22 protein-coding genes are annotated in these 24,309 nt (G+C 76.7%); 14 read left to right on the forward strand and 8 right to left on the reverse strand.

Features of this window, described 5'->3' with window-relative positions:
* Nucleotides 1–362: 362 nt before the first annotated feature.
* From panB to D0Z06_RS04170, 7 genes are all read right to left on the reverse strand, one after another.
* Nucleotides 363–1,193 (reverse strand): 3-methyl-2-oxobutanoate hydroxymethyltransferase, encoded by an 831-nt coding sequence (gene panB / locus D0Z06_RS04140; protein WP_117376132.1) that lies wholly within the window; start codon nt 1,191–1,193, stop codon nt 363–365.
* The gene (locus D0Z06_RS04145) at nt 1,190–3,025 is read right to left on the reverse strand and encodes an NAD+ synthase (RefSeq protein ID WP_117376133.1); all 1,836 of its coding nucleotides are present in this window, start codon (nt 3,023–3,025) and stop codon (nt 1,190–1,192) included. The genes panB and D0Z06_RS04145 overlap by 4 nt, the downstream gene beginning before the upstream one ends.
* A gap of 136 nt (nt 3,026–3,161) precedes the next feature.
* Nucleotides 3,162–3,632 carry a GNAT family N-acetyltransferase gene (locus tag D0Z06_RS04150; protein ID WP_117376134.1) on the reverse strand — a complete coding sequence of 157 codons (471 nt, stop codon included), beginning with the start codon at nt 3,630–3,632 and terminating at the stop codon, nt 3,162–3,164.
* A gap of 33 nt (nt 3,633–3,665) precedes the next feature.
* Complete coding sequence (locus D0Z06_RS04155; protein ID WP_199522120.1) at nt 3,666–4,136, reverse strand: hypothetical protein; 471 nt, start codon at nt 4,134–4,136, stop codon at nt 3,666–3,668.
* A gap of 34 nt (nt 4,137–4,170) precedes the next feature.
* Nucleotides 4,171–4,389, reverse strand: a complete 219-nt coding sequence (locus D0Z06_RS04160; RefSeq protein ID WP_117376376.1) for a heavy-metal-associated domain-containing protein — start codon at nt 4,387–4,389, stop codon at nt 4,171–4,173.
* Between the two features lie 123 nt (nt 4,390–4,512).
* Nucleotides 4,513–5,292: an SDR family oxidoreductase gene (locus D0Z06_RS04165; protein WP_199522121.1), complete on the reverse strand. Its 780-nt coding sequence runs from the start codon at nt 5,290–5,292 to the stop codon at nt 4,513–4,515.
* The gene (locus tag D0Z06_RS04170) at nt 5,289–5,819 is read right to left on the reverse strand and encodes a DinB family protein (protein ID WP_158579876.1); all 531 of its coding nucleotides are present in this window, start codon (nt 5,817–5,819) and stop codon (nt 5,289–5,291) included. The genes D0Z06_RS04165 and D0Z06_RS04170 overlap by 4 nt, the downstream gene beginning before the upstream one ends.
* A 166-nt stretch (nt 5,820–5,985) precedes the next feature.
* Between D0Z06_RS04170 and D0Z06_RS04175 the strand changes: the two genes are divergently transcribed.
* The 7 genes from D0Z06_RS04175 (at nt 5,986) to D0Z06_RS04205 (ending at nt 15,148) form a co-directional block, all read left to right on the forward strand.
* Nucleotides 5,986–7,221, forward strand: a complete 1,236-nt coding sequence (locus tag D0Z06_RS04175) for an NAD(P)/FAD-dependent oxidoreductase (RefSeq protein ID WP_117376136.1) — start codon at nt 5,986–5,988, stop codon at nt 7,219–7,221.
* Between the two features lie 192 nt (nt 7,222–7,413).
* Nucleotides 7,414–8,763: a glutamine synthetase family protein gene (locus tag D0Z06_RS04180; protein ID WP_233517439.1), complete on the forward strand. Its 1,350-nt coding sequence runs from the start codon at nt 7,414–7,416 to the stop codon at nt 8,761–8,763.
* 145 nt (nt 8,764–8,908) lie between these two features.
* Entirely contained in the window at nt 8,909–9,646 is a 738-nt protein-coding gene (locus D0Z06_RS04185) for a type 1 glutamine amidotransferase (protein ID WP_199522122.1), read from the forward strand.
* Nucleotides 9,643–12,747: a bifunctional [glutamine synthetase] adenylyltransferase/[glutamine synthetase]-adenylyl-L-tyrosine phosphorylase gene (locus tag D0Z06_RS04190; RefSeq protein WP_117376138.1), complete on the forward strand. Its 3,105-nt coding sequence runs from the start codon at nt 9,643–9,645 to the stop codon at nt 12,745–12,747. The genes D0Z06_RS04185 and D0Z06_RS04190 overlap by 4 nt, the downstream gene beginning before the upstream one ends.
* Nucleotides 12,748–12,896: 149 nt before the next feature.
* Entirely contained in the window at nt 12,897–13,727 is an 831-nt protein-coding gene (locus D0Z06_RS04195) for an MIP/aquaporin family protein (RefSeq protein WP_117376139.1), read from the forward strand.
* A gap of 43 nt (nt 13,728–13,770) precedes the next feature.
* A complete protein-coding gene (locus D0Z06_RS04200; protein ID WP_233517440.1) occupies nt 13,771–14,115 on the forward strand; it encodes a CDGSH iron-sulfur domain-containing protein in 345 nt (114 codons plus the stop codon).
* A gap of 151 nt (nt 14,116–14,266) precedes the next feature.
* A complete protein-coding gene (locus tag D0Z06_RS04205) occupies nt 14,267–15,148 on the forward strand; it encodes a bile acid:sodium symporter family protein (protein WP_117376380.1) in 882 nt (293 codons plus the stop codon).
* On the opposite strand, the gene D0Z06_RS04210 is transcribed toward D0Z06_RS04205, so the two are convergent.
* The gene (locus D0Z06_RS04210; protein ID WP_117376381.1) at nt 15,058–16,158 is read right to left on the reverse strand and encodes an iron-containing redox enzyme family protein; all 1,101 of its coding nucleotides are present in this window, start codon (nt 16,156–16,158) and stop codon (nt 15,058–15,060) included. The two genes, D0Z06_RS04205 and D0Z06_RS04210, sit on opposite strands and share 91 nt — an antisense overlap.
* A 143-nt stretch (nt 16,159–16,301) precedes the next feature.
* Here D0Z06_RS04210 and D0Z06_RS04215 point away from each other — a divergent pair, with 143 nt between their 5' ends.
* The 7 genes from D0Z06_RS04215 to D0Z06_RS04245 all read left to right on the forward strand — a co-directional run bounded on the left by D0Z06_RS04215 (nt 16,302) and on the right by D0Z06_RS04245 (nt 24,100).
* On the forward strand, nt 16,302–16,907 hold the full coding sequence (locus D0Z06_RS04215) for a hypothetical protein (RefSeq protein WP_117376140.1): 606 nt from the start codon (nt 16,302–16,304) through the stop codon (nt 16,905–16,907).
* A 148-nt stretch (nt 16,908–17,055) separates the two neighbouring features.
* Nucleotides 17,056–18,603, forward strand: a complete 1,548-nt coding sequence (locus D0Z06_RS04220; protein ID WP_117376141.1) for an AMIN-like domain-containing (lipo)protein — start codon at nt 17,056–17,058, stop codon at nt 18,601–18,603.
* A gap of 134 nt (nt 18,604–18,737) precedes the next feature.
* Nucleotides 18,738–19,598, forward strand: a complete 861-nt coding sequence (locus D0Z06_RS04225) for an FAD binding domain-containing protein (protein WP_117376142.1) — start codon at nt 18,738–18,740, stop codon at nt 19,596–19,598.
* A complete protein-coding gene (locus D0Z06_RS04230; protein ID WP_117376143.1) occupies nt 19,598–20,074 on the forward strand; it encodes a (2Fe-2S)-binding protein in 477 nt (158 codons plus the stop codon). The genes D0Z06_RS04225 and D0Z06_RS04230 overlap by 1 nt, the downstream gene beginning before the upstream one ends.
* A complete protein-coding gene (pucD, locus tag D0Z06_RS04235; protein WP_117376144.1) occupies nt 20,071–22,362 on the forward strand; it encodes a xanthine dehydrogenase subunit D in 2,292 nt (763 codons plus the stop codon). The genes D0Z06_RS04230 and pucD overlap by 4 nt, the downstream gene beginning before the upstream one ends.
* Nucleotides 22,363–22,437: 75 nt before the next feature.
* The gene (locus D0Z06_RS04240) at nt 22,438–23,454 is read left to right on the forward strand and encodes a s-methyl-5-thioribose-1-phosphate isomerase (protein WP_233517441.1); all 1,017 of its coding nucleotides are present in this window, start codon (nt 22,438–22,440) and stop codon (nt 23,452–23,454) included.
* Nucleotides 23,455–23,464: 10 nt separating this feature from the next.
* Nucleotides 23,465–24,100, forward strand: a complete 636-nt coding sequence (locus D0Z06_RS04245; protein ID WP_117376146.1) for a class II aldolase/adducin family protein — start codon at nt 23,465–23,467, stop codon at nt 24,098–24,100.
* Nucleotides 24,101–24,309 lie beyond the last annotated feature (209 nt).

The following is a 24,309-nucleotide window of genomic DNA, read 5'->3' on the forward strand; positions in this document are numbered from 1 at the left end:
TGCCGGGGATGCGGGGGGTGTACGCGGGGCGGTTGCGCAACGCCGCGCAGGTGGAGGCGTTGACGGTCAACCTGGTGTCGGTCAACCGCCGGTACAAGGCCCACGCCGGCATCCGCGTCACCGACGTCTGACAGCGAGCCGGACGGCGGCGCCGTGCGGAGCGCCCCGCCGCTGCCCGACGGCTTCCCGGCAGCTACGCCCACGGTCCGCTCGGTCTCGATCAGGCGGCGACCGCCACCCGAGTCGGCACCGACGCGCTCACGGTGCGGCTCGACGCCCTCGGGCACGGGCTGCCGGCCGCCCGCGCCTCCCGCACGCGTCGGGGTGCCCGGAGCCGCCCGGGCCACCGCGGGGCGAAGTGCCTAGTCGAAGGAGTGCTCCGGGCCCGGGAAGGCCCCGCTGCGCACCTCGTCGGCGTACTCCCGCGCGGCCCGCAGCAGCTCGCCCCGCAGGTCGGCGTACCGCTTGACGAAGCGCGGCACCCGCCCGCCGGTCAGCCCGGCCATGTCCGGCCACACCAGCACCTGCGCGTCGCAGTCGACGCCGGCGCCGATGCCGATCGTGGGGATGGCCAGCTCCTTGGTCACCTGCGCGGCGATCGCGGCGGGCACCATCTCCAGGACGACGGCGAACGCCCCGGCGTCCTGGACCGCGTGCGCGTCGGCGAGCAGCTGCTCGGCGCCCGCACCCCGGCCCTGCACCCGGAAGCCGCCGAGCGCGTGCTCGCTCTGCGGGGTGAACCCGACGTGGGCCATCACCGGGATGCCGTTCTCGGTGAGCGTGCGGATCTGCGGGGCCACCCGCACGCCGCCCTCGAGCTTGACCGCCTGCGCGCCGCCCTCCTTCATCATCCGCACGGCGGTGGCCAGCGCCTGCTGCGGCGAGGCCTCGTAGCTCCCGAACGGCAGGTCGGCCACGACCAGGGCCCGCTTGGTGGAGCGGGTGACCGCCCTGGTCATCAGCAGGAGGTCCTCGACGGTCACCGGCACGGTCGAGGTGTGCCCGAGGACGACGTTGCCGGCGGAGTCACCCACCAGCAGGACCGGGATGCCGGCCTCCTCGAACACCGACGCGCTGGTGGTGTCGTAGGCGGTGAGCATCGCCCAGCGCTCGCCGCGCTCCTTGGCCTGCTGGAGGTGGTGCACGCGCACCCGGGCGGTCGAACCGCCGCCGTACAGCACCGACTCGGTCATGCCGTCGCTCCTTCGCGGACCGTGGGCAGCGTCTCCCGCCAGCGGTTGGTGACGGGCAGCCGTCGATCACGTCCGAACGCCTTCAGGCTGATCTTCGTTCCCGGGGCCGACTGCCGGCGCTTGAACTCGGCGGCGTCCACCAGGCGCAGCACGCGGGCGACCACCTCCGGGTCGTGGCCCCGCTCCAGCAGCTCGGCCATGCCGAGGTCGCGGTCGACGTAGTCGGCGATCACCGCGTCGAGCTCGTCGTAGGAGGGCAGCGAGTCGGTGTCCACCTGCCCGGGTGCGAGCTCCGCCGACGGCGGCTTCTCGATCGAGTTGGCCGGGATGGGCTCGGTCTCGCCCCGCTCCCGGGCGTACGCGTTGCGCCAGCGGGCCAGCTCCCAGACCAGGGTCTTGGGCACGTCCTTGATCGGGGCGAACCCGCCGGCGGAGTCGCCGTAGAGCGTCGAGTAGCCGACCGCGACCTCGCTCTTGTTGCCCGTGGTGAGCAGCAGGTGCCCGTGCTGGTTGGACAGCCCCATGAGCAGCGTGCCCCGGATGCGCGCCTGCAGGTTCTCCGCGGCCACCCCGTCGAGGTCGACCGACTCGTGGAACGCCTCGACCACCGGCTTGATCGGCACCACCGACCAGTGCAGCCCGGTGCGCCGGGCGAGGTCCTCGGCGTCGGCCAGCGAGTGCTCGGTGGACCACTTCGACGGCAACCCCACCCCGTGCACCCGGTCGGCCCCGAGGGCGTCCACCGCCAGCGCCGCGCAGACGGCCGAGTCGATCCCGCCGGACAGACCGAGGACCACCGAGGGGAAGCCGTTCTTGTCGATGAAGTCCCGCAGGCCCAGGACGAGGGCCCGCCAGACCTCCTCGGGGTCCGACAGCGGCGCCGCGATCGCCGCCGGGCGCGGGGCGAAGGCGGCGACGGGCTCCTCCGACAGCACGTGCCGGGTCACCGTCATCGGCCCGATCCGGCCCTCGGTCCGCTCGGGGACCGACGACGGGTCGATCTCCAGGTCGCAGGTCAGCAGGTGCTCCACGAACTGGGGCGCCCGCCCCAGCAGCTCGCCGTCCGGCGCGACCGCCATCGAGTCGCCGTCGAAGACCAGCTCGTCCTGGCCGCCCACCTGGTTGCAGTAGACGATCGTGGCGCGGGCCTCGGCCGCGCGGCGGCGGACCAGCGGCAGCCGCAGGTCGTCCTTGGCCCGCTCGTAGGGGGAGGCGTTCGGGGAGACGACGAGGTCGACGCCGGCCCGGCCGGCCACCCCGCACGGGCCGCCCTCGACCCAGAGGTCCTCGCAGACGGTCAGCGCGACGTCCACCCCGTGCAGCCGCACCACGGGCAGCTCCGTGCCGGGCACGAAGTAGCGGGCCTCGTCGAAGACGCCGTAGTTGGGCAGGTGCCGCTTGTAGTAGCGGACGACGACCTCGCCGCCGTGCAGCAGCGCCGCGGCGTTGCGCGGGGCCCCGCGGCGGGGGTTGGCGTCGGCCGGGCGGTCGTCGTCCACCGGCGGCTCCTCCACCGGCGCGGGACCGGCGCCCTCGGTGTGCGCCAGGTACCCGACGACCACCGCGAGGTGCCCGAGCCCCTGCTCGGCGAGGGCGCCGGCCAGGTCGACCAGTGCCCGCTCGCTGGCCTTGGCGAACGACTCGCGGAGCACGAGGTCCTCCGGCGGGTACCCGGTCAGGGTCATCTCGGGGAACACCACGAGGTGGGCGTCGTCCCCGGCGGCCTCCGCCGTCCAGCGGGTCACCAGCTCGCAGTTGCCCTGGATGTCGCCGACGCGGGTGTCGACCTGGGCCAGGGCCACGCGGAGCCGTACCGGCGCGTTCTCGGTCACCGCCCCATCCTGGCCGGAGCCGCCGAGCCCCGGCCACCGGGCCCCCGCTCCGGCCCCTCCCCGTCCGCTTCGCGCGGCGATCACGAGGTCCGGGAAGCGGCACACCGGGGAGCACCGGCCTGTCGCTCCCCGGACTTCATGATCGCGGTGGCAGGGGGCGCCAGACGAAGACGGCCTTGGTCCGCTGGGTGGCGCCCAGCCGCCGGTAGAGCCGGTGCGCCGCGGTGTTGTCCTCGCGGGCCTCCCACCGGACCACCAGGCCCTCCGCGGCGGCCAGCGCACCCAGCTCGGCCATGAGCAGCCGCCCGATCCCGGCGTCGCGGTGCCCGTCGCGGACGAACAGGTCGTCCAGCCCCAGGACGTCGGCGCCCAGCCACAGGTGCAGCCGGCGGACGGCGGAGACGAAGCCGACCGCGGCGCCGTCCCGCTCGGCGAGCAGCACCAGCACCTCGGGGCGGCCGAGCATCGCCGTCCAGGTGGGCAGGTCGCTGGCGACGTCGGCCACGTCGCCCTCGTGGGCGGCGATCTCCCGGACCAGCGCGAGCACCGTCGCGGCGTCCTCTGGTCCGGCGCGGCGGACGGTCACGGGCGGGGCGGTGGCGGTCATGCGGTCCTCTCGGTCGGGCGGGGTGGGTCGGGTTCAGCAGTGCGCGTACTCGTGCGGGCGGATCGCCATCGCGCCGGCCATCGCGACCAGCATCAGGACGTGACCCCAGAGCACCACGCCGCCGGCCGGGACGAGCCCGGCCCACATCGGGACGAACAGCACGAGGAACGGCAGGTACATCGCGGCGGCCATCTCGGCGCAGGCGCGCCAGCCGTGGCCGCGCCAGCGCATGACCAGCGTCATCCCGATCGTCATGTTCGTCGCCATGACCATCGTCATGGGCTCGGTCGCGTCGAGCACCGCGCCCCAGCCGACGGCGTCCAGCAGGAACGACCACACCGGGTGCAGCGCGACCATGCCGACGGCCATCGCGACGACCATCTCGAGGTAGTGCAGGACGAGCTTGCGGCGGCGCGTGCGGCGGTGCGCCGCAGCGGCGGCCCGGTCGGTGCCCCCCGGCGGGACGGCGGGCTGGGACGGCGGGGCGGTGGGAACGGTGGTCACGGCGTGCTCCGAGGGTCCTGGACGGGCGGTGGGGTCACGGGACGAGGGCGTAGCCGGCCTCGTCGACGGCCGCGGCGATGTCGGCCCGGTCGACGGTCACGGTGACGGTGCCGCCGGCCAGGTCGACGGTGACGTCGCGGACGCCGGCCACCCGGCTGATCTCCTCGGTGACCGCCTGCCGGCAGTGGGCGCAGGTCATGCCGGTGACGGCGGAGGTCGTCGTGCCGACGAAGGTGCGGGGGGTGCTGGTCATCACGGCGGGGCTCCCGGATCGGGTCGGTGGATCGGACGACCCGAGACTCCGGTCCGGGCCCGGCCGTTCGCGCCGGGAAGACCGCCGGGTCGGTCGCCGGGGTGTCGCCGGGGTCCGCTGCTGTCAGCGGGCCGACCAGCCCCCGTCGGAGGCGATGACCTGGCCGGTGACCCACGCGGCCTCGTCCCCGACCAGCCAGGCGACCAGGGCGGCGGCGTCCGCCGGGGTGCCCCAGCGCCCGCCGGGGTGGGCCGCCGCCACGGCGGCCCGCAGCTCCGCGTCGGCGTACCCGGTGTCGTTGGGTCCCGGGTCCACGCAGTTCACCGTGATGCCCCGCGGCACGAGGTGGACCGCCAGGCTGCGGGTCAGCTGGTGCAGCGCGGCCTTGGACGCCACGTAGGGCAGCTCCCCGGGCATCGCGCCGGCGTACTGCCCGGAGGTGAAGGTGAGCAGGCGGCCGCCGGGCCGGCCGTCGTGCTGCGCGGCGAAGGCCTGCGCCAGCAGGAGGGTCGACCGGGTGTTGACCGCCCAGGTGAGGTCCAGCTCCGCGGCGGTGAGCTGCTCGAGGGACTGCGCGCTGCTCCGCGCGTGCACGGCGACGAGGGCGTCGAGGTGGCCGAACGCCTCCCGGGCGGCGTCCACCAGGCTCGCCGGGGCCGCGGGGTCGGCCAGGTCCGCGGCGACGTGCGCCACCTCGGCCCCGGCCGCCCGCAGCTCGGCGACCAGGGCCTCGGCGCCGCCGGGATCGGCACCCCAGGGCTGCTCCGCGTCGTGCGGGGACCAGGAGTGCAGCAGGACGGCGGCCCCGTCGGCCACCAGCCGCCGGGCGACCGCCGCGCCGATGCCGATCCGCCGGCTCGCGCCGGTGACCAGGGCCGCCCGCCCGGCCAGCGGGCCGGTCACCGGCCGAGCAGCGCCGCCAGCTGCTCGGCGTGGTCCCGCTGGTGGTCCGGCAGGAACGCGAGGAGGTCGGCCAGGGTCACCGGCCCGTCGACCTCGTGGACGCCGGCACGGGTCAGCTCGGCGGGGGGGACCGACGCGACCGCCTCGAACAGCGCGGCCTGCGCCGCCCGCAGCTGCTCGACCAGCTGCACCGGTGCCGTCGCCCGGTAGCCGGCCAGGCGCTCGGGCGCGTCGGTGACGAAGTCCGGGAGCACCGGCCGCTCCTCGCGCCGCACCCGGTAGACGCGCTCGGTGAACACCAGGGCGCTGTCCCGCAGGTGCCCGGCGACCTCCCGGGGTGTCCAGTCGAGCTCCGCCGCGTAGGCGGGGAAGTGCCCCTGCCCGACCAGGCGGGCGCGGTCCGCGGCGGACAGCCGGGCGGTCCAGCCGTCCCCGGCGACGGCGGTGCTCACGAGGGCGTCCACACGGGCCTGCTGCCGGGCCAGCGCCCCGGCCGCGGCGGCCACCTGTTCCTGTACGGCGGTCATGGCCGGGCAGCATGACCCGCCCGTACCGGTTCCGACAGGGCCGTTGTCCCCGGCACCACCCGTGGTCCTCGTCACACCGGGTGGGGCGCGCGGCGGGGCTTCCGCCGTGCCCTTCCCGGCGGGAGGATCGCTGCGATCCCGCGCCGAGCTGAGGACGGACGCCACCATGCCGCAGCCGGAACCCGTCGTCGTCGTCGGTGCAGGGCTGGCCGGTGCCAAGGCCGTCGAGACCCTCCGCGACGAGGGCCACGACGGGCCGGTCGTGCTGCTCGGCGCCGAACCCGAGCGACCCTACGAGCGGCCGCCGCTGTCCAAGCAGTACCTGTCCGGCGGCGCGCCGCGCGAGGGCGCCTTCGTGCACGACGAGGGGTGGTACGCCGGGCACGACGTCGAGCTGCGCACCGGCGTCCGCGCCACCGCGCTGGACCCGGCCGACCACCGGCTCGAGCTCGGCACCGGCGAGGTGCTCCGCTACGGGCGGCTGCTGCTCACCACCGGCGCCGCGCCCCGCCGGCTGGGCGCGCCCGGCGCCGACCTGGCCGGCGTCCGCTACCTGCGCACCCTCCCGGACGCCGACGGGTTGCGGGCGGAGCTGTCGGCCGGGGACCGACGGGTCGTGGTGGTCGGCGCCGGCTGGATCGGGCTGGAGGTGGCCGCCGCGGCCCGGTCGTACGGCAACGAGGTCGCGGTCGTCGAGCCGCTCCCCACCCCCCTGCACCGCGTGCTCGGGCCCGAGATGGGGGAGGTGTTCGCGCGGCTGCACCGCGCCCACGGGGTGGACCTGCGGACCGGCACCGGGGTGCGGGAGCTCGTCGGGGTCGGCGGGCGGGTGGCCGCGGTGCGGCTCGACCCGGACGGCGAGCTGCCGGCCGACCTCGTCGTCGTGGGCGTGGGCGTCGTCCCCGAGACGGGGCTGGCCGCCGCGGCCGGGCTCGACGTCGGCGACGGCGTGCTCGTCGACGCCGCGCTGCGCACCTCGGCACCGGACGTCTTCGCCGCCGGGGACGTGGCCGCCGCGTTCTCCCCGCTGCACGGCCGGCACGTCCGCGTCGAGCACTGGGCCAACGCGCTCAACCAGGGCCCCGCCGCGGCGCGCTCCGCGCTGGGCCGGGAGGTCACCTACGACCGCGTGCCCTACTTCTTCACCGACCAGTACGACCTGGGGATGGAGTACTCGGGCCTCGGGGCGCCCGGGGAGCGGGTGGTGTGCCGCGGCGACCCCGAGGGCGGCGAGTTCGTCGCCTTCTGGCTGGACGCCGAGGACCGGGTCACCGCGGGGATGAACGTCAACGTCTGGGACGTCACCGACGCCGTCCAGGCGCTCGTGCGGGCGCGCCAACCGGTGTCCACGGAGCACCTGGCCGACCCGGACGTGCCGCTGGCCGACCTCGCCGGAGGGTGAGCCGCTGGCGGCACGGCGCGCCCGGAGGGTGGGCCGCTGGCGGCACGGCGCCCGGAGGGTGAGCCGCGGGCGGCACGGCGCGCCCGGAGGGTGAGCCGCGGGCGGTAGGGCGCGCCCCGGCGGTGTGCCGACCCGCCGGACGGGGCAGGCTGTCGGGCGACGTCACCGAGCGGACACGACTGGACTTCGATCATGGCGAGCATGGACCGGCAGCAGGAGTTCGTCCTGCGCACCCTCGAGGAACGCGACATCCGCTTCGTGCGGCTGTGGTTCACCGACGTCTCCGGCTACCTCAAGGCGGTGGCGGTGGCGCCCGCGGAGATCGAGGCGGCCTTCGCCGAGGGCATCGGCTTCGACGGGTCGGCGATCGAGGGCTTCGCGCGGGTCTACGAGTCCGACATGCTCGCCAAGCCCGACCCCGGCACGTTCCAGGTGATGCCGGCGGCCAAGGGGCAGGCCAGCGACACCGCGCGGATGTTCTGCGACCTCACGCTGCCCGACGGCTCGCCGTCCTGGGCCGACCCGCGCCACGTGCTGCGCCGTGCGCTGTCCAAGGCCGCCGACATGGGGTTCACCTTCTACACCCACCCCGAGGTCGAGTTCTTCCTGCTCAAGGACCTCCCGACCGACGGCGGCCCGCCCGAGCCCGCCGACACCGGCGGCTACTTCGACCTGTCCACGCACAACGTGGCCCACGACTTCCGCCGCGAGGCGGTCTTCGCGCTCGAGGCCATGGGCATCTCGGTCGAGTTCAGCCACCACGAGGTGGCCCCCGGCCAGCAGGAGATCGACCTGCGCTACGCCGACGCCCTCTCCATGGCCGACAACATCATGACGCTGCGGCACGTCGTCCGGGAGGTCGCGCTCGGCCAGGACGTGCACGCCACCTTCATGCCCAAGCCGTTCACCGAGCTGGCCGGCTCGGCCATGCACACCCACCTGTCGCTGTTCGAGGGCGACCGCAACGCCTTCCACGACCCCGCCGACCCGATGAAGCTGTCGACCACCGGCAAGCAGTTCATCGCCGGGCTGCTGCACCACGCGCGGGAGTACACCGCCGTCACCAACCAGACGGTGAACTCCTACCGGCGGCTGCTCGCCGGCACCGAGGCCCCGACCGCCGCCACCTGGGGCCGGGCCAACCGCTCGGCGCTGGTGCGCCTGCCGTCCTACAAGCCGAACAAGGGCCAGTCGGCGCGGGTCGAGGTCCGCTCGCCGGACTCGGCGTGCAACCCGTACCTGACCTTCGCCGTCCTGCTGGCGGCCGGCCTGCGCGGCATCGAGAAGGGCTACGACCTGCCCCCCGAGGCCGAGGACGACGTGTGGTCGCTCACCGACACCGAGCGGCGCGCGGCCGGCTACGAGGACCTGCCGGTCTCCCTCGGCGAGGCGCTGACGGCCATGCAGGGCAGCGAGCTGGTCGCCGAGACCCTCGGCGAGCACGTCTTCGAGTTCTTCCTGCGCAACAAGTGGGAGGAGTTCAACGCCTACCGGCAGAATGTCACGCCCTGGGAGCTGCGCCGCTACCTGCCGGGCATGTAGAAGGACCCCCCTGCCCCCCGCGCGTCGCACGCTCGGCGCGGGTCCCTGCAGGGGGGCCATTCCAGCACGTCACCCGGCTCGGCGCGGGCCCCTGGCGGGTGGTCGCTGCCGGGGCACGGCAACGGGCGGGAACTACGCTCGCCGTGTGGCCCGTCTGCTCGTCGTCGTCCCCAGCCCGACCGATCCGCCGGAGCGCCTCGGCGAGTGGCTGCGCGCGGCAGGCCTGGAGCTCGACGTCCGGTCGGTCGGCGAGGGCGACGAGCTACCCGACGACCTCGCCGGCGTCGACGGGCTGGTGGTGCTCGGCGGGCCGCAGTCCTCGCTGGACGACGCGGCGACCAGCCCCGAGCTGACCGGCGTCCGGGCGCTGCTGGCGCAGGCGGTGGCCGGCGACGTGCCGACCCTGGCCGTGTGCCTGGGCGCCCAGCTGCTGGCCCAGGTCGCCGGCGGGCGCATCCGGGTGGGCACCGAGGGCCCCGAGGTCGGCGCCGCGCTGGTCGCCAAGCGGGACGCCGCCGAGCGCGACCCGCTGTTCGGTCCGCTGCCCATGACCCCGGACGTCGTCCAGTGGCACCACGACGAGGTCAGCGAGCTGCCACCCGGGGCGCTGCTGCTCGCCGCGGGCCCGGTGTACCCGCACCAGGCCTTCCGCGTGGGGCAGCGGGTCTACGGGCTGCAGTTCCACGTCGAGCCGACGGCCGCGCGGGTCGCGCAGTGGGCGCACGGGGACCCCGCCGGCGTGGCCGCGAGCCCGTTCGACGCCGACACGCACGCCGAGCGGGTGGCGGCCGTGGCCGACGACCTGGCGGCGGTGTGGGCTCCGTTCGCCGGCCGGTTCGCCGACCTGGTGCGTGCCCGCGCCGGCGCCGCGGCCCGACCGTGACCGCCAGCGACGCACGGGAGATCCCCCGCCGGGCCGTCGTCCGGCTGGTCCGCTTCGGCTTCCTCGACGGCGAGCGGGCCGCCCGGCTGCTGTCGGAGCCGGAGCTGGGCCTGTGGGACCTCGAGCGCAACGAGCCGGCCGATCCCGAGGCCGGGCCGGTCGTCTCCGCACTGGCCCGCGCCGGCGACCCCGACCTGGCGGTGCTCTCCCTGCGCCGGCTGGTCGAGGCGCTCGACGCCGCCGACCCCGGCGGCGGGTCGGCGGCCGCGCTGCTGGCCCGGCTGCGGGGCTCGGCGCTGCTGCGCGCCCGGCTGCTCGCCGTCCTCGGCGCGAGCTCCGGGTTGGCCGACCACCTCGCCGCGCACCCCGGCGACTGGACCGTCCTCGACGAGGACGGCCGCGGCCCCACCCGGCCGACCCCGCAGGCCCTCGAGCGGCAGATGCTCGTCGCCGTCGGCGCCGACCCCGACGACCCGCCGTGGGGCGTCCGCCTGGGCCGGGCCGCCCCCGACGCCTCCCCGCAGCGGGTCGCCGCGCTGCGGCTGGCCTACCGCCGCGCGGTGCTCTCCCTCGCCGGCCGCGACCTCGGCGAGGGGCTCACCTCCGACGAGGTCGCCGCCGAGCTCGCCGACATCGCCGCCGCCGTGCTCACCGCCGCCCTGGCGGTCGCGGTCGCCGAGCAGCCGGCCGACGCCCCCGCCTGCCGGCTGGCCGTCATCGGGCTGGGCAAGTGCGGCGGCCGGGAGCTCAACTACGTCAGCGACGTCGACGTCGTCTTCGTCGCCGAGCCGGTCGAGGCCGGGGAGCCCGACGCGCCGGCCCTGGCCGTCGCCACGCGCGTGGCCGCCGCCCTCATGCGCATCTGCACGCAGGCCGCCTGGGAGGTCGACGCCGCGCTGCGCCCGGAGGGCAAGGCCGGCCCGCTCGTGCGCACGCTGGCCGGGCACGCCTCCTACTACCGCCAGTGGGCCAGCACGTGGGAGTTCCAGGCGCTGCTGAAGATGCGGCCGGTCGCCGGCGACCCCGACCTCGGCCGGGCCTACGTCGAGGAGCTCTTCCCGCTGGTCTGGGAGGCCGGGGAGCGCCCCGGCTTCGTCGCCGAGGTGCAGGCGATGCGCCGGCGGGTGCTGGAGAACATCCCGCCCGCCCAGGTCGAGCGCGAGCTCAAGCTCGGCCGCGGTGGGCTGCGCGACGTGGAGTTCGCCGTCCAGTTGCTGCAGCTGGTGCACGGCCGGGTCGACGTGCGGCTCCGCGTCGGCGGGACGCTGCCGGCCCTGCACGCGCTGCGGGCCGGTGGCTACGTGGGCCGCGACGACGCCGACACGCTCATCGCCTCGTACCGGTTCCTGCGCACCGTCGAGCACCGGCTGCAGCTGCTGCGGCTGCGCCGCACGCACCTGCTGCCCACCGACGAGCAGCAGCTGCGCTGGCTGGCCCGGGCGCTGGGCTACAAGCCCGACCACCGGGGGGACGCCGTCGCCGTCCTCGACGCCGAGCTGGGCCTGCACACCCGGGAGGTGCGCCGGCTGCACGAGAAGCTCTTCTACCGGCCGCTGCTGTCGGCCGTGGCCAAGGTGCCGCCGGAGGCCGCGCACCTGGGTTCGAAGGCCGCCGGTGACTGGCTGCGCGCCCTCGGCTTCGCCGATCCCGACGGCGCGCTCCGGCACATGGGCGCGCTCACCGGCGGGGTCTCCCGCTCCGCGGCGATGCAGAAGTACCTCCTGCCGGTCGTGCTGCAGACCCTCGCCGACTGCGCCTCGCCCGATGCCGGCCTGCTGGCCTACCGGCAGGTGAGCGAGGCCCTCGGCGGGAACCAGTGGTACCTGCGGCTGCTGCGCGACGAGGGGCACGTGGCCGAGCGGCTGGCCCAGCTGCTCGGCTCGAGCCAGTACGTGGCCTCGCTGCTCACCCGCACCCCGGAGGCCCTGCGCATCCTCGCCGACGACGACGAGCTGCGGCCGCGGACCGCCGACGCGCTGGCCGGGGCCTGGCGGCAGGCCGCGGGCCGCGCCGCCGACCCGGCCGACGGCGTCCGCGTGGTGCGCGGGCTGCGCCGCTCGGAGCTGCTGCGCATCGCCTGCGCGGACCTGCTCGGCCTGCTCGACGTCGTCGAGGTGGGGCGCGCCCTGACCGACGTCGCCGTCGCGACGCTCCAGGTCGGGGTGGACGCCGCGACCCGGGCGTGGGCGGCCGAGAGCGGCACGGCGCCCGACGACGTGCCGATGGACCTCGCGGTCATCGGCATGGGCCGGCTCGGCGGCGCGGAGATGGGCTACGGGTCGGACGCCGACGTGCTGTTCGTGCACCGCCCCCGGGCCGGCGCCGAGGAGGGCAGGGCCACCGCGGCGGCGAACGCGGTGGCGCACACCCTGCGCCGGCTGCTGGGCGAGCCCGCCCCCGACCCGGCCTTCGAGGTCGACGCCGACCTGCGCCCCGAGGGCCGGCAGGGGGCGCTGGTGCGCAGCCTCTCGGCCTACCGGGAGTACTACGAGCGCTGGGTGTCGGTCTGGGAGGTGCAGGCCCTGCTGCGGGCGGTGCCGGTGGCCGGGGACGAGCAGCTGGGGCGGGACTTCGTCGCCCTCGTCGACCCGATCCGCTACCCCGCCGAGGGCCTGACCGACGCGCAGGTGGCCGAGATCCGGCGGATCAAGGCGCGGGTGGAGCGCGAGCGGCTGCCGCGCGGCGCCGACCCGGCGACGCACACCAAGCTCGGCCGCGGCGGCCTGGCCGACGTCGAGTGGACCGTCCAGCTGCTCCAGCTGCAGCACGTCGCGCGGGTGCCGTCCCTCCGCGTGCCGGCGACCGTCGCCGGCCTCGCGGCGCTGCGGGAGGCCGGCCTGCTCGACGGCGACGACGCCGACAGCCTGCGGACGGCGTGGGAGCTGGCCAGCCGGGCCCGCAACGCGGTCTTCCTGGTCCGCGGCCGGCCCAGCGACCAGCTGCCGCGGCCGGGCGTGGAGCTGGCCGGCGTCGCGCGGGCCAGCGGCCGCGGCGCCGACGTCGAGCCGGGTGAGTTCCTCGACGAGTACCGCCGCGCCACGCGGCACGCGCGCGGTGTCGTGGAGCGGGTGTTCTACGGCTACGAGTCACCCGGCGGCTGACCCGCGGGACCGGGTGGAGGCCCGGCCCGGACCGCGCCGCGGGGCCTGGCGTGTCGCGGCCGGTTGCGTGCAACCTGTGTCCGACCCGCACCGGAGCTGCCGCCGCGGCGGCGCGGGGGACCGGCTGTGGTCGTCCGGGAGGAGGGGCCGTGTCGCCCACCTTCGTCCGTTCCCTGGGCGCCGAGTTCCTCGGCACCGCCCTGCTGGTGGTCGTCGCGGTGGGCTCGGCCGTGGCCGGGATCGACCAGCTCGGGCCGACCGGCGTGGCCCTGGCCTTCGGCCTGGTGCTGGTGGCCCTCGCCTACGCCCTCGGCCCGGTGTCGGGCTGCCACATCAACCCGGCCGTCACCCTGGGCGTCCTGCTCTCGCGCGGCATGACGCTGCCCGAGGCCGTCGGCTACTGGGTCGCGCAGTTCGCCGGCGGGATCGCCGGGGCCGCGGTGCTGCAGCTGCTCACCAGCGACGTCGGTGAGCTGGTCGACCAGACCGGCGCGCTGGGCAGCAACGCGTACGGCACGACGATCAGCGCCACCGGCGCCTTCGTGCTCGAGGCGCTGCTCACCGTCGCCTTCGTCCTCGTGGTGCTCCTGGTGACCGGGCGGGCCGCGGCGCCGGGCTTCGCGGGCCTGGCCATCGGCCTGTCCCTCGCCGCCGTCCACCTGGTGGGGATCCCGCTCACCGGCACCTCGGTCAACCCGGCCCGCTCCCTGGGCCCGGCGGTGTTCGCCGGCGGCGAGTCGCTGGAGCAGGTCTGGCTGTTCCTGGTGGCCCCGCTGGTCGGGGCGGTCCTCGCCGCCCTCGTCGCCCCGCTGCTCACCGCCCCGGCGGAGCGGCCGGTGGAGGGGCTGCCCGCCGACCGGACCGGCGCCGAGCTGCCGTCGGAGACCGCACCGCCGGAGAGCGCGCCGCCGGCACCTCGCACGGAGAGCGGGCGCCCGGTGTCCGGCGAGCCGGGGAGCGGGGCGGCCCGGGGCGGCTGACCCCGCGCGTGTGCGGCGGGTCGGGGCAGGGCAGGGGAGGGGTGTGAGCGCGCTGCCCCTCCCGCCCGACCCCGACGACCCCGCGGCCCGGCCCGACGACCTCCCCGCCCCGCCCGACGCCGCGCCGGCCGCGCCGGCGGGGCGCGCGACGATCACGCCCTACCGGGACGGGCCGCTGCTGGTGCGCGGGGACTTCCGGCTGGTCGACCAGGACGGCACCGAGATCGACCCCGGCCGGGAGACGGTCGCGCTCTGCCGGTGCGGCCGGTCGGGCATCAAGCCCTTCTGCGACGGCACGCACAAGCGGGCCGGGTTCCGCGCGCCCAGCGCCCCCGCCCGACCGCGCCCGGCCGCGCGGATCCGCCGCGAGGACGGCGACCGGGCCTGACGGTGCTCGGCCGGTGGCGGCGACCGCCTCGGCAGGAGCGGTACCGGGTGAGCCGGACGGTCGCCGCGCCGAGGGACACGCTGCCGCGCGGGGCCCTCCGTGCCCGAGGATGCCGGTCGACGGCGCAGCGGGCGCCGGGACGGAGGTCTCCATGGGATCGGCACTCACCGACCTCGCCCTGCCGGCGGCGCTCGCCCTGGTCATGCTCGGCCTGGGCCTGTCGCTCACCGTCGGCGACTTCGTCCGCGTCGGCCGCCACCCCCGCGCGGTGACCATCGCCCTGGGCCTGCAGCTGGTCGTGCTCCCGGCCGTCTGCTTCGGGCTCGTGCTGGCCTTCGGCCTGCCGCCGCTGCTCGCCGTCGGGATGCTGCTCCTGGCCGCGAGCCCCGGCGGCACGACGGCCAACCTCTTCAGCCACCTGTTCCGGGGCGACGTCGCGCTCAACGTCACGCTCACCGCGGTGAACTCGCTGATCGCGGTGGTCACCCTGCCGGTCGTCACGAACCTGGCGATCGCCTGGTTCGACCCGCCCGGCGCCGGCAACCTCGGCCTGCAGTTCGGCAAGACGGTGCAGGTGTTCGCGGTCGTGCTGGTCCCCGTGGCCGTCGGCATGCTCGTCCGCAACCGCGCGACCGCGTTCGCCGACCGGATGGACACGCCCGTGCGCATCGGCTCCGCGGCCGTGCTCGCGCTGGTCATCGTCGGCACCGTCGTGGCGGAGCGGGAGAACGTGGGGGAGTACATGGCCGACGTCGGCCTGCCGGCACTGCTGTTCTGCCTGATCAGCCTGACCGCCGGGTTCCTCGTCCCCCGCGCGTTCGGCGTGGTGCGCAGGCAGGCGGTCGCCAGCGCCTTCGAGATCGGCGTGCACAACGGCACGCTGGCCATCGCGGTGGCGATCAGCGTGCTGGGCAGCGTGCAGCTCGCCGTCCCCGCGGCGGTCTACAGCGTGCTCATGTTCCCGGCGGCCACCGTCTTCGGCTGGGCGATCACCCGGGCGGGGCGCGAGCGGGAGGCCGCGGTGCCCGGCTGACCCGGACGCCGCAGGGCGGAGCCCCCGTCCTCCCACCGGTCGAGCAGGTACCGGGCGGTCAGCCCGTCGAGGGCCAGCGCGCAGGCGGCACCGAACAGGACGTCGTCGGCCAGAGCGGGGTCCCCGGTGACCAGCGACCCGCACATGTCCACCGCGGCGATCTGCTCGTGCACCGCGTCGGCCTCGACGTGCTCGTCGTAGAACACCCGGGTGCCCTCGCCGAACCCGAGCCGGCGCAGCCCGGCCGAGTAGCGGCGGCTGGGCTCCGACGAGGTCATCTCCACCGCGGTCAGGTGCCCGACGGCGGCCCCGCGCCAGCGGCGGTGCAGGCCGAACAGCGACATCGTGTTCACCGACGCGAAGGCCGGTGCGGGCGCGGCGTCCCAGAGCGCCCCGTAGGCGTCGGGCAGGTCGAGGTCGTGGAGCATGCCGGCGAACAGGGTGCTGTGCATCCGCGCCGCCGACCCGCCGCCGTACTCGTCGGCCTGGATCTCCACCATCGCGGACTTCGCCCGGCCCTCGAGCCGCGGGATGGCGAAGCTGTGCGGGTCGCCCTCCTTGAGGTGGTAGACCGACCGCAGCGTCAGGTACTCCCGCCACTGCTCGCGGCTGCCGTCCCGCGCCAGGTACCGCGACAGCGACGGGCCGTCGTCGGCGGCGACCAGGTCGGCCAGCCGGCTGTCCACCGGCCCCTCGCCGGCGGGCGGTTCACCGACGAGTGCGCGCAGCCCGGCCAGGTGCGCGGCCTCCAGGCGGGCCCGGAGGGCGAGCAGCGAGGGCTCCCACTCCCAGGCCGGGTCGACGTCGTCGAACCCGCGGTAGTGCAGCTCGTAGCAGACCGCCAGCGACAGCTGCAGGTCCTCGTCGAGCAGCGGGTCGGCCGCCGCCGCGGCGATCCCGTCGACGGCGCGGGCGGCGAGCTCGGCGGTGGCGGGGTCGACGGCGGACCGCTCGCGCAGGTCGGTGGCGAGGGCGGCCGAGAGGGGGCCCCGGGGCTCGGGCAGCTGCATGACCGACGCCATGCCCAGGTGGACGCGGTCCGATGCGTGCGCCCCGGTGGCGCGTCACACACCCGGGTGCCGCGTGGTTCGGCCTCCGCCCGGCTGGGCAGGGAGGGGAGGTCACCGACCCCGACCCGGAAGGCGGCCACCTCGTGCGGCAGCTCCTCCCCGGTGCCGGCCTCGCCGTGCTGGCCCTGACCGCGTGCACCTCCTCGCTGAGCGGTGGCGCGCCCCTGCCCGCTGCCGCCCCGGCCGGGGTGGGTGCCGCCGCGGCGACCCCCGCCACCGCGGCTGCGACGCCGGACGACACCTCGTCGGTGACCTGCAGCAACCCCGAGGGCTTCACCGTCGCGCTCCCGGCGGACTGGTCGACCAACGCGGCCGGCGTGCTGCCCGCCTGCAGCTGGTTCGGCCCCGGCCCGTTCGAGGTCCCCGAGGCCTCCGACGTGCGCACCGCCCCGATCTCCTTCGAGGTGCTGCCCGTGCCGCCGGCGGAGGCCGGCGACCCCGGCGCCGCGGTGGTGGACTCGACCGAGGGGACCGTCGACGGCCGGGCGGCCGTGCGCGAGGAGCTGCGGACCGGTCCCGGCCTGTGGCCGACCGGGACCCCGGTCACCCAGCACCGCGTCGACCTGGGCGGCGGCCGCACGCTGGTCGCGACCGCGGTGGGCCTGCCCGGCACCGACCACCCGCGCGACGTCGCCGTCCTCGACGAGATGGTGGCCTCCCTCGAGCTGGACGGCGCCGGCCTCGCCTGACCCGCCCCGGCGCACGTCGCGGTCACCACGCCGCGGTCACCACGTTGCGATCACGTGGAGAACGCACGACCGGCGTTCGGCCGCCCGGAGGTCGCGGGCAGGGCCCTCGGGGACGACGTCCCCGAGACCCGGGAGGTGCGGGATCGCGATGGTGCGAACCCTCGTCGCCGGGCTGGGCGCCGGAGCGCTGATCGCCGCTCCCGTGCCGGCCGCGGCGCACACCCAGTCCACGACCACGACCACCGCGACCACCACGGTCGCGACCACCACCGCGGCACCGCGGCCCGTCGGCGAGGCCGGGACCGACCCCGTCGTGACCGACGGGTACCCCGGCTCCGGCCCGACCGCCCACCTGGCCGACGCGCGGGCCGCCGGCCACGACGGCTTCGACCGCTTCGTCCTGGAGTTCGAGCGCGACGCGCTGCCCGGCTACCGGGTCGAGTACGTCGAGCCCCCGGTCACCGAGGACCCCTCCGGGCGGGAGGTGGCCCTGGCCGGCCGGGCGGTGCTGCGCGTGCAGGCCGCCCCGGCCAGCGGCGTGGACCTCTCCGGCGACGAGCCGCGGACCACCTACCCCGACCGTGGCGTGGTCAACGTCCCCGACGGCGAGGTGCTCCTCGAGGCGGTGCAGACCGGGGACTTCGAGGGCGTCCTCACCTGGCACCTGGGGCTCGAGGAGCGCGTCCCGTTCGGCGTGACCACCCTGCAGGACCCGGCGCGGCTGGTCGTCGACGTCCGGCACCCGGGGGGCAGCCCGGGAGGCCTCGAGCCGTTCGGCCCGGGCGGCACCGACGAGGTCACCGCCGACGTCGACGGTCAGCCGGTGGTGCTCACCGACGTCCGGCTCGGCGCCCACGACGGCTTCGACCGCGTCGTGTTCGAGACGGCCGGCGGCGGCGAGGCCGGCTACGCGGTCGGCTACACCGACGACCCGCGCAGCCAGGGCTCGGGCGCACCCGTCGAGGTCCCGGGTGACGCCACCCTCGGGATCACGCTGACCGGCGTCACGCTGCCCCGTGACGCGCCCGAGGGCACCGAGCCCTGGGCCGGCCCGGAGCGGCTGGAGGTCGCCGGCACGGAGGCGCTGCGGGCGTTGGTCACCGACGGCCTGTACGAGGGCCGGTACGCGTTCTTCGCCGGGCTGGACGAACGCCGGCCGTTCGCGGTGACCCGGCTCGAGGACCCCGCGCGCATCGTCGTCGACGTGCTGACCACGCCTCCCGACGAGGTGCGGCTGGCGGCCACGTGCACCAGCCCCGGCCGGTGGACGGTCGACCACCCCGCCGACTGGTCGGTCAACCCCGGCGACGTGGTGCCCCCCTGCAGCCGCTTCGCGCGGGACGACCTCGACCTGGAGGCGGGCACCGACGCCCGCGTCGCGCCCGTCGTGCTCCGCGTGGAACCGGCGCCGTTCGAGCGGGTCACCGAGCCGCGGGCCGGTGAGCGGGAGCGCGTGGAGCTCACCCTCGACGGCCGACCGGCCGTGCGCACCTTCACCGGGACCGAGGGGCAGGGGCTGTACCCGGCCGGCACGCTCATCACCTCCTACGCCGTCGAGCTCGCCCCCGGGCCGGACGGGCCGCGCACGCTGGTCGCCGACGCGGTGCAGCGGCCGGGCTCCGACCACGGGTACGACACCGCCGTCCTGGACTCGATGGTGCGCACCCTGGACCTCGACCCGGCGCTGACCGGCTGACGCCGCCGCGGTGGGCGCAGTCCCCGCGGCCGGCGGTGCGGACGGCGACCACGCGACCCCCGGAGGGGGGCAGGACGACGCCCGTCCGGGCGCGGTCCCTGGTCTGCGGGCCCGCGGGCTGGGATCGTGCGCGGGTGGACTTCCTCCAGCCGGCGACCTGGTCGGAGGCGCTCGCGCTGCGGGCCGAGCGCCCCGACGCCCTGCCGCTGGCCGGCGGCACCGACGTCATGGTCGACCTGACCTTCGACCGCCGGCGCCCGGCCGCCCTGCTCGACCTCACCCGCGTCCCGGACCTGCAGGAGTGGGCGCTGGAGGGCGACCGGGTGCGGCTGGGCGCCGGCGTCCCCTACGCCCGCGTGCTGACCGAGCTGGCCGGCCGGCTGCCCGGGCTGGCGATCGCCGCCCGCACCGTCGGGTCGCCGCAGATCCGCACCCGCGGGACCGTCGGCGGCAACCTGGGCTCGGCGTCGCCGGCCGGGGACGCGCACCCGCCGCTGCTGGCCGCCGGCGCCGAGGTCGAGCTGGCCTCCGCCGCCCGGGGCACCCGCCGCCTGCCGGTCGCCGACTTCTTCACCGGCCCCAAGCGCAGCGCGCTGGCCGCCGACGAGCTCATCGCCGCGGTGCTCGTCCCGGTGGCCGCCGGGCCGCAGCAGTTCTGCAAGGTCGGCACCCGCAACGCGATGGTGATCGCCGTGACGTCGGTCGCCGTCGCCCTGCACCCCGATCGCCGCGCGGTCGGCACCGGCATCGGCTCGGCCGCCCCCACCCCCCGCCGGGCCCCGAAGGCCGAGCAGCTGGTGGCCGAGGAGCTGGACTGGGCCGGCCGCACGGCGCTGGACGACGGCCTGGCCGCGGAGTTCGGCCACCGGGTCGCCGCTGCGGCCGCGCCCATCGACGACGTCCGGGGCAGCGCGGCCTACCGCCGCCACGCGCTGGCGGTCATGGCCCGGCGCGCGCTCACCTGGGCGTGGGACGACCTGAGGAGGGCGGCCTGATGCGGGTCACCGTGACCGTCAACGGCACCGAACGGACCGCGGACGACGTCTGGCCGGGGGAGAGCCTGCTGTACCTGCTCCGCGAGCGGCTCGGCCTGCCCGGCGCCAAGAACGCCTGCGAGCAGGGCGAGTGCGGCTCCTGCACGGTCTACCTCGACGGCGAGGTCGTCTGCTCCTGCCTGGTCGCGGCCGGGCAGGTCGCCGGCCGCGAGGTCACCACGGTCGAGGGCCTGACCGGTGCAGGAGGGGCCGGGCTGCACCCCGTGCAGCAGGCCTTCGTCGACGCCGGCGCGGTGCAGTGCGGTTTCTGCACGCCGGGCCTGGTCGTCGCGGCGCACGACCTGCTCGCGCGGGTCCCCGAGCCCGCCGACCCCGAGATCCGCGAGGCGCTGGCCGGCAACCTGTGCCGCTGCACCGGCTACGAGAAGATCCTCGACGCGGTCCGGCTGGCCGCCCGGCGGCAGGCGGGGCGATGACGGCCACCACCACCGCCGCGCCGGCCACCACCGGCACCGGCCGGATCGGCGAGAACGCCGTCCGGCCGGACGGCACGCTCAAGGTGACCGGCGAGTTCGCCTACGCCAGCGACCTCTGGCACGACGACATGGTCTGGGGCGTCACGCTGCGCAGCCCGCACCCGCACGCCCGCATCCGCGGCATCGACGTCGCCGAGGCGCTCGCGGTGCCGGGGGTGACCGCGGTGCTGACCGCCGACGACGTCCCGGGCGAGAACGCCTTCGGGCTCGAGCACGCCGACCAGCCGGTGCTGGCCGCCGACGTGGTCCGCTACGAGGGCGAGCCGGTGGCGCTGGTCGCCGCCGACCACCCCGAGACCGCCCGCCGCGCGGCCCGGCGGATCCGCGTCGACTACGAGGTCCTGCCCGCGCTCACCGACCCGCTGCGGGCCCTCGACGGCGACGCCCCGCAGGTGCACCCCGGGGGCAACCTGGTCCGCCACCTGCGGCTGCGCCGGGGCGAGCCGCGACCGGAGGCGCCCGTCGTCGTCTCGCTCGACGTCGAGGTCGGCATGCAGGACCAGGCCTTCCTCGGCCCGGAGTCCGGCCTGGCCGTGCCCGACGGCGAGGGCGGGGTCGACCTCTACGTGGCCACGCAGTGGCTGCACGTCGACCAGCGCCAGGTGTGCCTGGCCCTCGGCCTGCCGCCGGAGCGGGTGCGGCTCACCCTCGCGGGCGTGGGCGGCGCGTTCGGCGGCCGCGAGGACCTCTCGGTGCACGTGCACGCCTGCCTGCTGGCGCTGCGCACCGGGCGGCCGGTGAAGATGAGCTACGGCCGGGAGGAGTCCTTCTACGGCCACGTGCACCGGCACCCGGCGTGGATGACCTACGAGTTCGGCGCCGAGCGCGACGGCACGCTGGTCCACGGCCGGGCGCGGACGGTGCTCGACGGCGGCGCCTACGCGTCCTCCACGGCCGCGGTCGTCGGCAACGCCGGCACGCTCGGGCTCGGGCCCTACCGGTTCGGCTCGGTCGAGGTCGACGTGTACGGGGTGTTCACCCACAACCCGCCGTGCGGCGCGATGCGCGGTTTCGGCTGCGTGCAGACCGCCTTCGCCGTCGAGGCGCTGATGGACCGGTTGGCCGAGGCGGTCGGCCTCGACCCGGTCGAGATCCGGCGCCGCAACGGCCTGCGGGAGGGCGACCGGAACATCACCGGCCAGGTGGTCGACTCCGCCGCGCCGGTCGCCGAGCTGGTCGAGCGGGTGGCCGCCATGCCGCTGCCCCCGCCCGCCGACCCCGGTGACCCGCGGGCCCGGCCCGGGGCGGTCGGGAACACCACCCGCGGCGAGGGCGTGCGCCGGGGCGTCGGGTACGCGGTGACGTACAAGAACGTCGGCTTCTCCGAGGGCTTCGACGACTACTCGACCGCCCGCGTGCGCCTGCAGGTCACCGCCGGGGAGCCGGTGGCAGCCGTGCACACCGCGGCCGCCGAGGTCGGCCAGGGGCTGGTCACCGTGCAGCAGCAGATCGCCCGCACCGAGCTCGGCGTGGACCGGGTGGTCGTCGTCCCGGCCGACACCTCGGTCGGCTCCGCCGGGTCGACGTCGGCGTCCCGGCAGACCTACGTGACCGGCGGCGCGGTCAGGGCCGCGTGCGAGGCCGTGCGCGCCGCCGTGCTGCGCCGGGCCGCGGTCGCCCTGGACGTGGCCGTCGACGGGCTGCGGCTGGACGGCGGCAAGGTGCTGGCCGCCGACGGCGCGGTGCTGGCCGCCCTGGCCGACGTGCTGGGGGACGACGCGGTCGAGGAGACCGTGGAGTGGCGGCACCGGCCCACCCACGCGATCGACCCGGAGACCGGCCAGGGCGACGCCCACGTGCAGTTCGCCTTCTCCGCGCACCGGGCGGTGGTCGACGTGGACGTCGAGCTGGGCCTGGTGAAGGTGGTCGCGCTCGACACCGCCCAGGACGTCGGGCGCGCGCTGAACCCGGACGCCGTCGTCGGCCAGATCCACGGCGGCAGCGCCCAGGGGCTGGGGCTGGCGCTCATGGAGGAGGTCGTGGTGACCGACGGCCACGTGCGCAACCCGTCGTTCACCGACTACCTGCTGCCCACGGTGCTGGACATGCCCCCGATGCGGGTGGAGGTGCTCGAGTACGCCGACCCGCACGCGCCCTACGGGGTGCGCGGGGTGGGGGAGCCGCCGACGATCTCCTCGGGCCCGGCGGTGGCCGCCGCCGTCCGGGCCGCCTGCGGGCGGCCGCTGACCCGGTTGCCGATCCGCCCCGAGCACATCACCGGGACCTGAGGGCACAGGAAGCTTGTCATGCGTCCTGGGGCCGAGAACGTGGGGAAAGCCTCCTCTGCCTCGGGCGGCGGCGAGGTGCCCGTCCCGACGCTGGTCGCGCGGAGCGTGCTGGTCGAGGACGACGCCGTCCGCATCCTCGACCGCCGGGTCTTCCCGTTCGAGCGCACCTGGGTGACCTGCCGGGACGTCGAGGACGTCGCCCGCGCGATCGAGGACATGGTCACCCAGAGCCTCGGCCCCTGGTTCGCCGCCGCCGGGGGCATGGTGCTCGCCGCCCGGGCGGCCGACCGGCTGCCGGCCGCGGCGGCCCGGCGGGACCACCTCGCCGCCGCCGCGGGCCGGCTGGTGGCCACCCGGCCGACCAACAACGGCATCCGGGACGTCGTCGCCGGGCTGCTGGCGGCCGCGGAGCCGGCGCTGGCCGACGGCGCGCCCGTGGGGCCCGCGGTCGAGCGGGCCGCGCGCGAGGCCGGCGACCGCGTCCGCGCCGGCCACCGACGGCTGGGTGAGCACGCCGCCGCGCTCGTGCCGGACGGCGCCACGCTGCTCACCCACTGCTGGGCCGAGACCTACCTGACCGAGACGGTGGCCGCGGCGCTGCGAGCCGGCAAGCACCTCGACGCGGTCTGCACCGAGACCCGGCCGTACCTGCAGGGCGCCCGGCTCACCGCGGAGTCGCTCGCCGAGATGGGCGTGCCCACCCGGCTGATCACCGACGGGATGGCGGCGCACCTGATGAGCCGCGGGGACGTCGGCGTCTTCGTCACCGGCGCCGACCGGGTGGCGATGGACGGCTCGGTGGTCAACAAGGTCGGCACGCTGCAGATCGCGGTGGCCGCGCACGCGTTCGGCGTCCCGTACCTGGCGCTGGTGCAGGCGCCCGACCCGCAGGCGGCGACGGCCGCCGACGTCGAGCTCGAGGACCGGGACGGCGCCGAGGTGCTGCACTGCCTGGGCCGGCGCACCGGTTCGGCGCGGGCCACCGGCGTCTACCCGGCCTTCGACGTCACCCCGCCGCGGTTCGTCAGCGTCGTGGTCACCGACCGCGGCCGGTTCGCCCCCGCCGACGTCGCGTCGTACTGGTCGGCGTGAGGGCGGCGGGATGGGACCGGCACGGACCCGGGAGGAGCTGGTCGACCGGCTCGTCGAGGTGGGCGCCTCGGCGGTGGCCCGCGGCCTGGTGCTGGCCAGCGGCGGCAACCTCTCGGCGCGGCTGCCCGGCACGGCGGGGTTCGTGGTCACCGCCGCCGGCACCTGGCTGGACCGGCTGACGCCGGCGGACTTCAGCGTGGTCACCCTGGACGGCGCGGTCACCGGCGGGGCCCCGCGCCCGTCGACCGAGTGGAGGCTGCACCAGCGCACCTACCGCGCCCGCCCCGACGTCGGCGCGGTCGTGCACCTGCACCCGCAGCACGCCGTGCTCGTCGACGCGCTCGGCCACCGCATCCGGCTGATCACGCTCGACCACGTCGCCCACGTCCGCTCGGTGGGCGTCGTGCCCTACCTGCCGACCGGCTCCGACGAGCTCGCCGACGCCGCGGCGGAGGCCGCCCGCGCGCACGACTGCATCGTGCTGGCCCACCACGGCTGCTCGGCCCTCGGCCCGGACGTGGGCACGGCCTACCGGCGGGCGCTCAACCTGGAGGAGGCCGCCGTCGCCACCTACCGCGCGCTGCTGCTCGGGGACACGACGACCGCGTTCCCGGCCGGGCACGGTCCCGGGGTGCACGGCGGCTGAGCCCGGCGGGCCGCCGGCGGCGGGCGGGGGGCGGGCTCCCGGACGCGGCACGGCCCCGACCCCGCGAGGGGCCGAGGCCGCGCCCTGCGTGCGGGCACGCCCGCACCGGCGGATCTCAGTAGCGGCGGCGGCCACCGAAGAACCGGTTCAGCAGCTTGCTGAGGACGGCGCCCTTGAACAGACCCGACACGAGTCCCATGATCCCTCCC

This window comes from Geodermatophilus marinus (assembly GCF_003428645.1).
Taxonomy (GTDB): Bacteria; Actinomycetota; Actinomycetes; order Mycobacteriales; family Geodermatophilaceae; genus Geodermatophilus.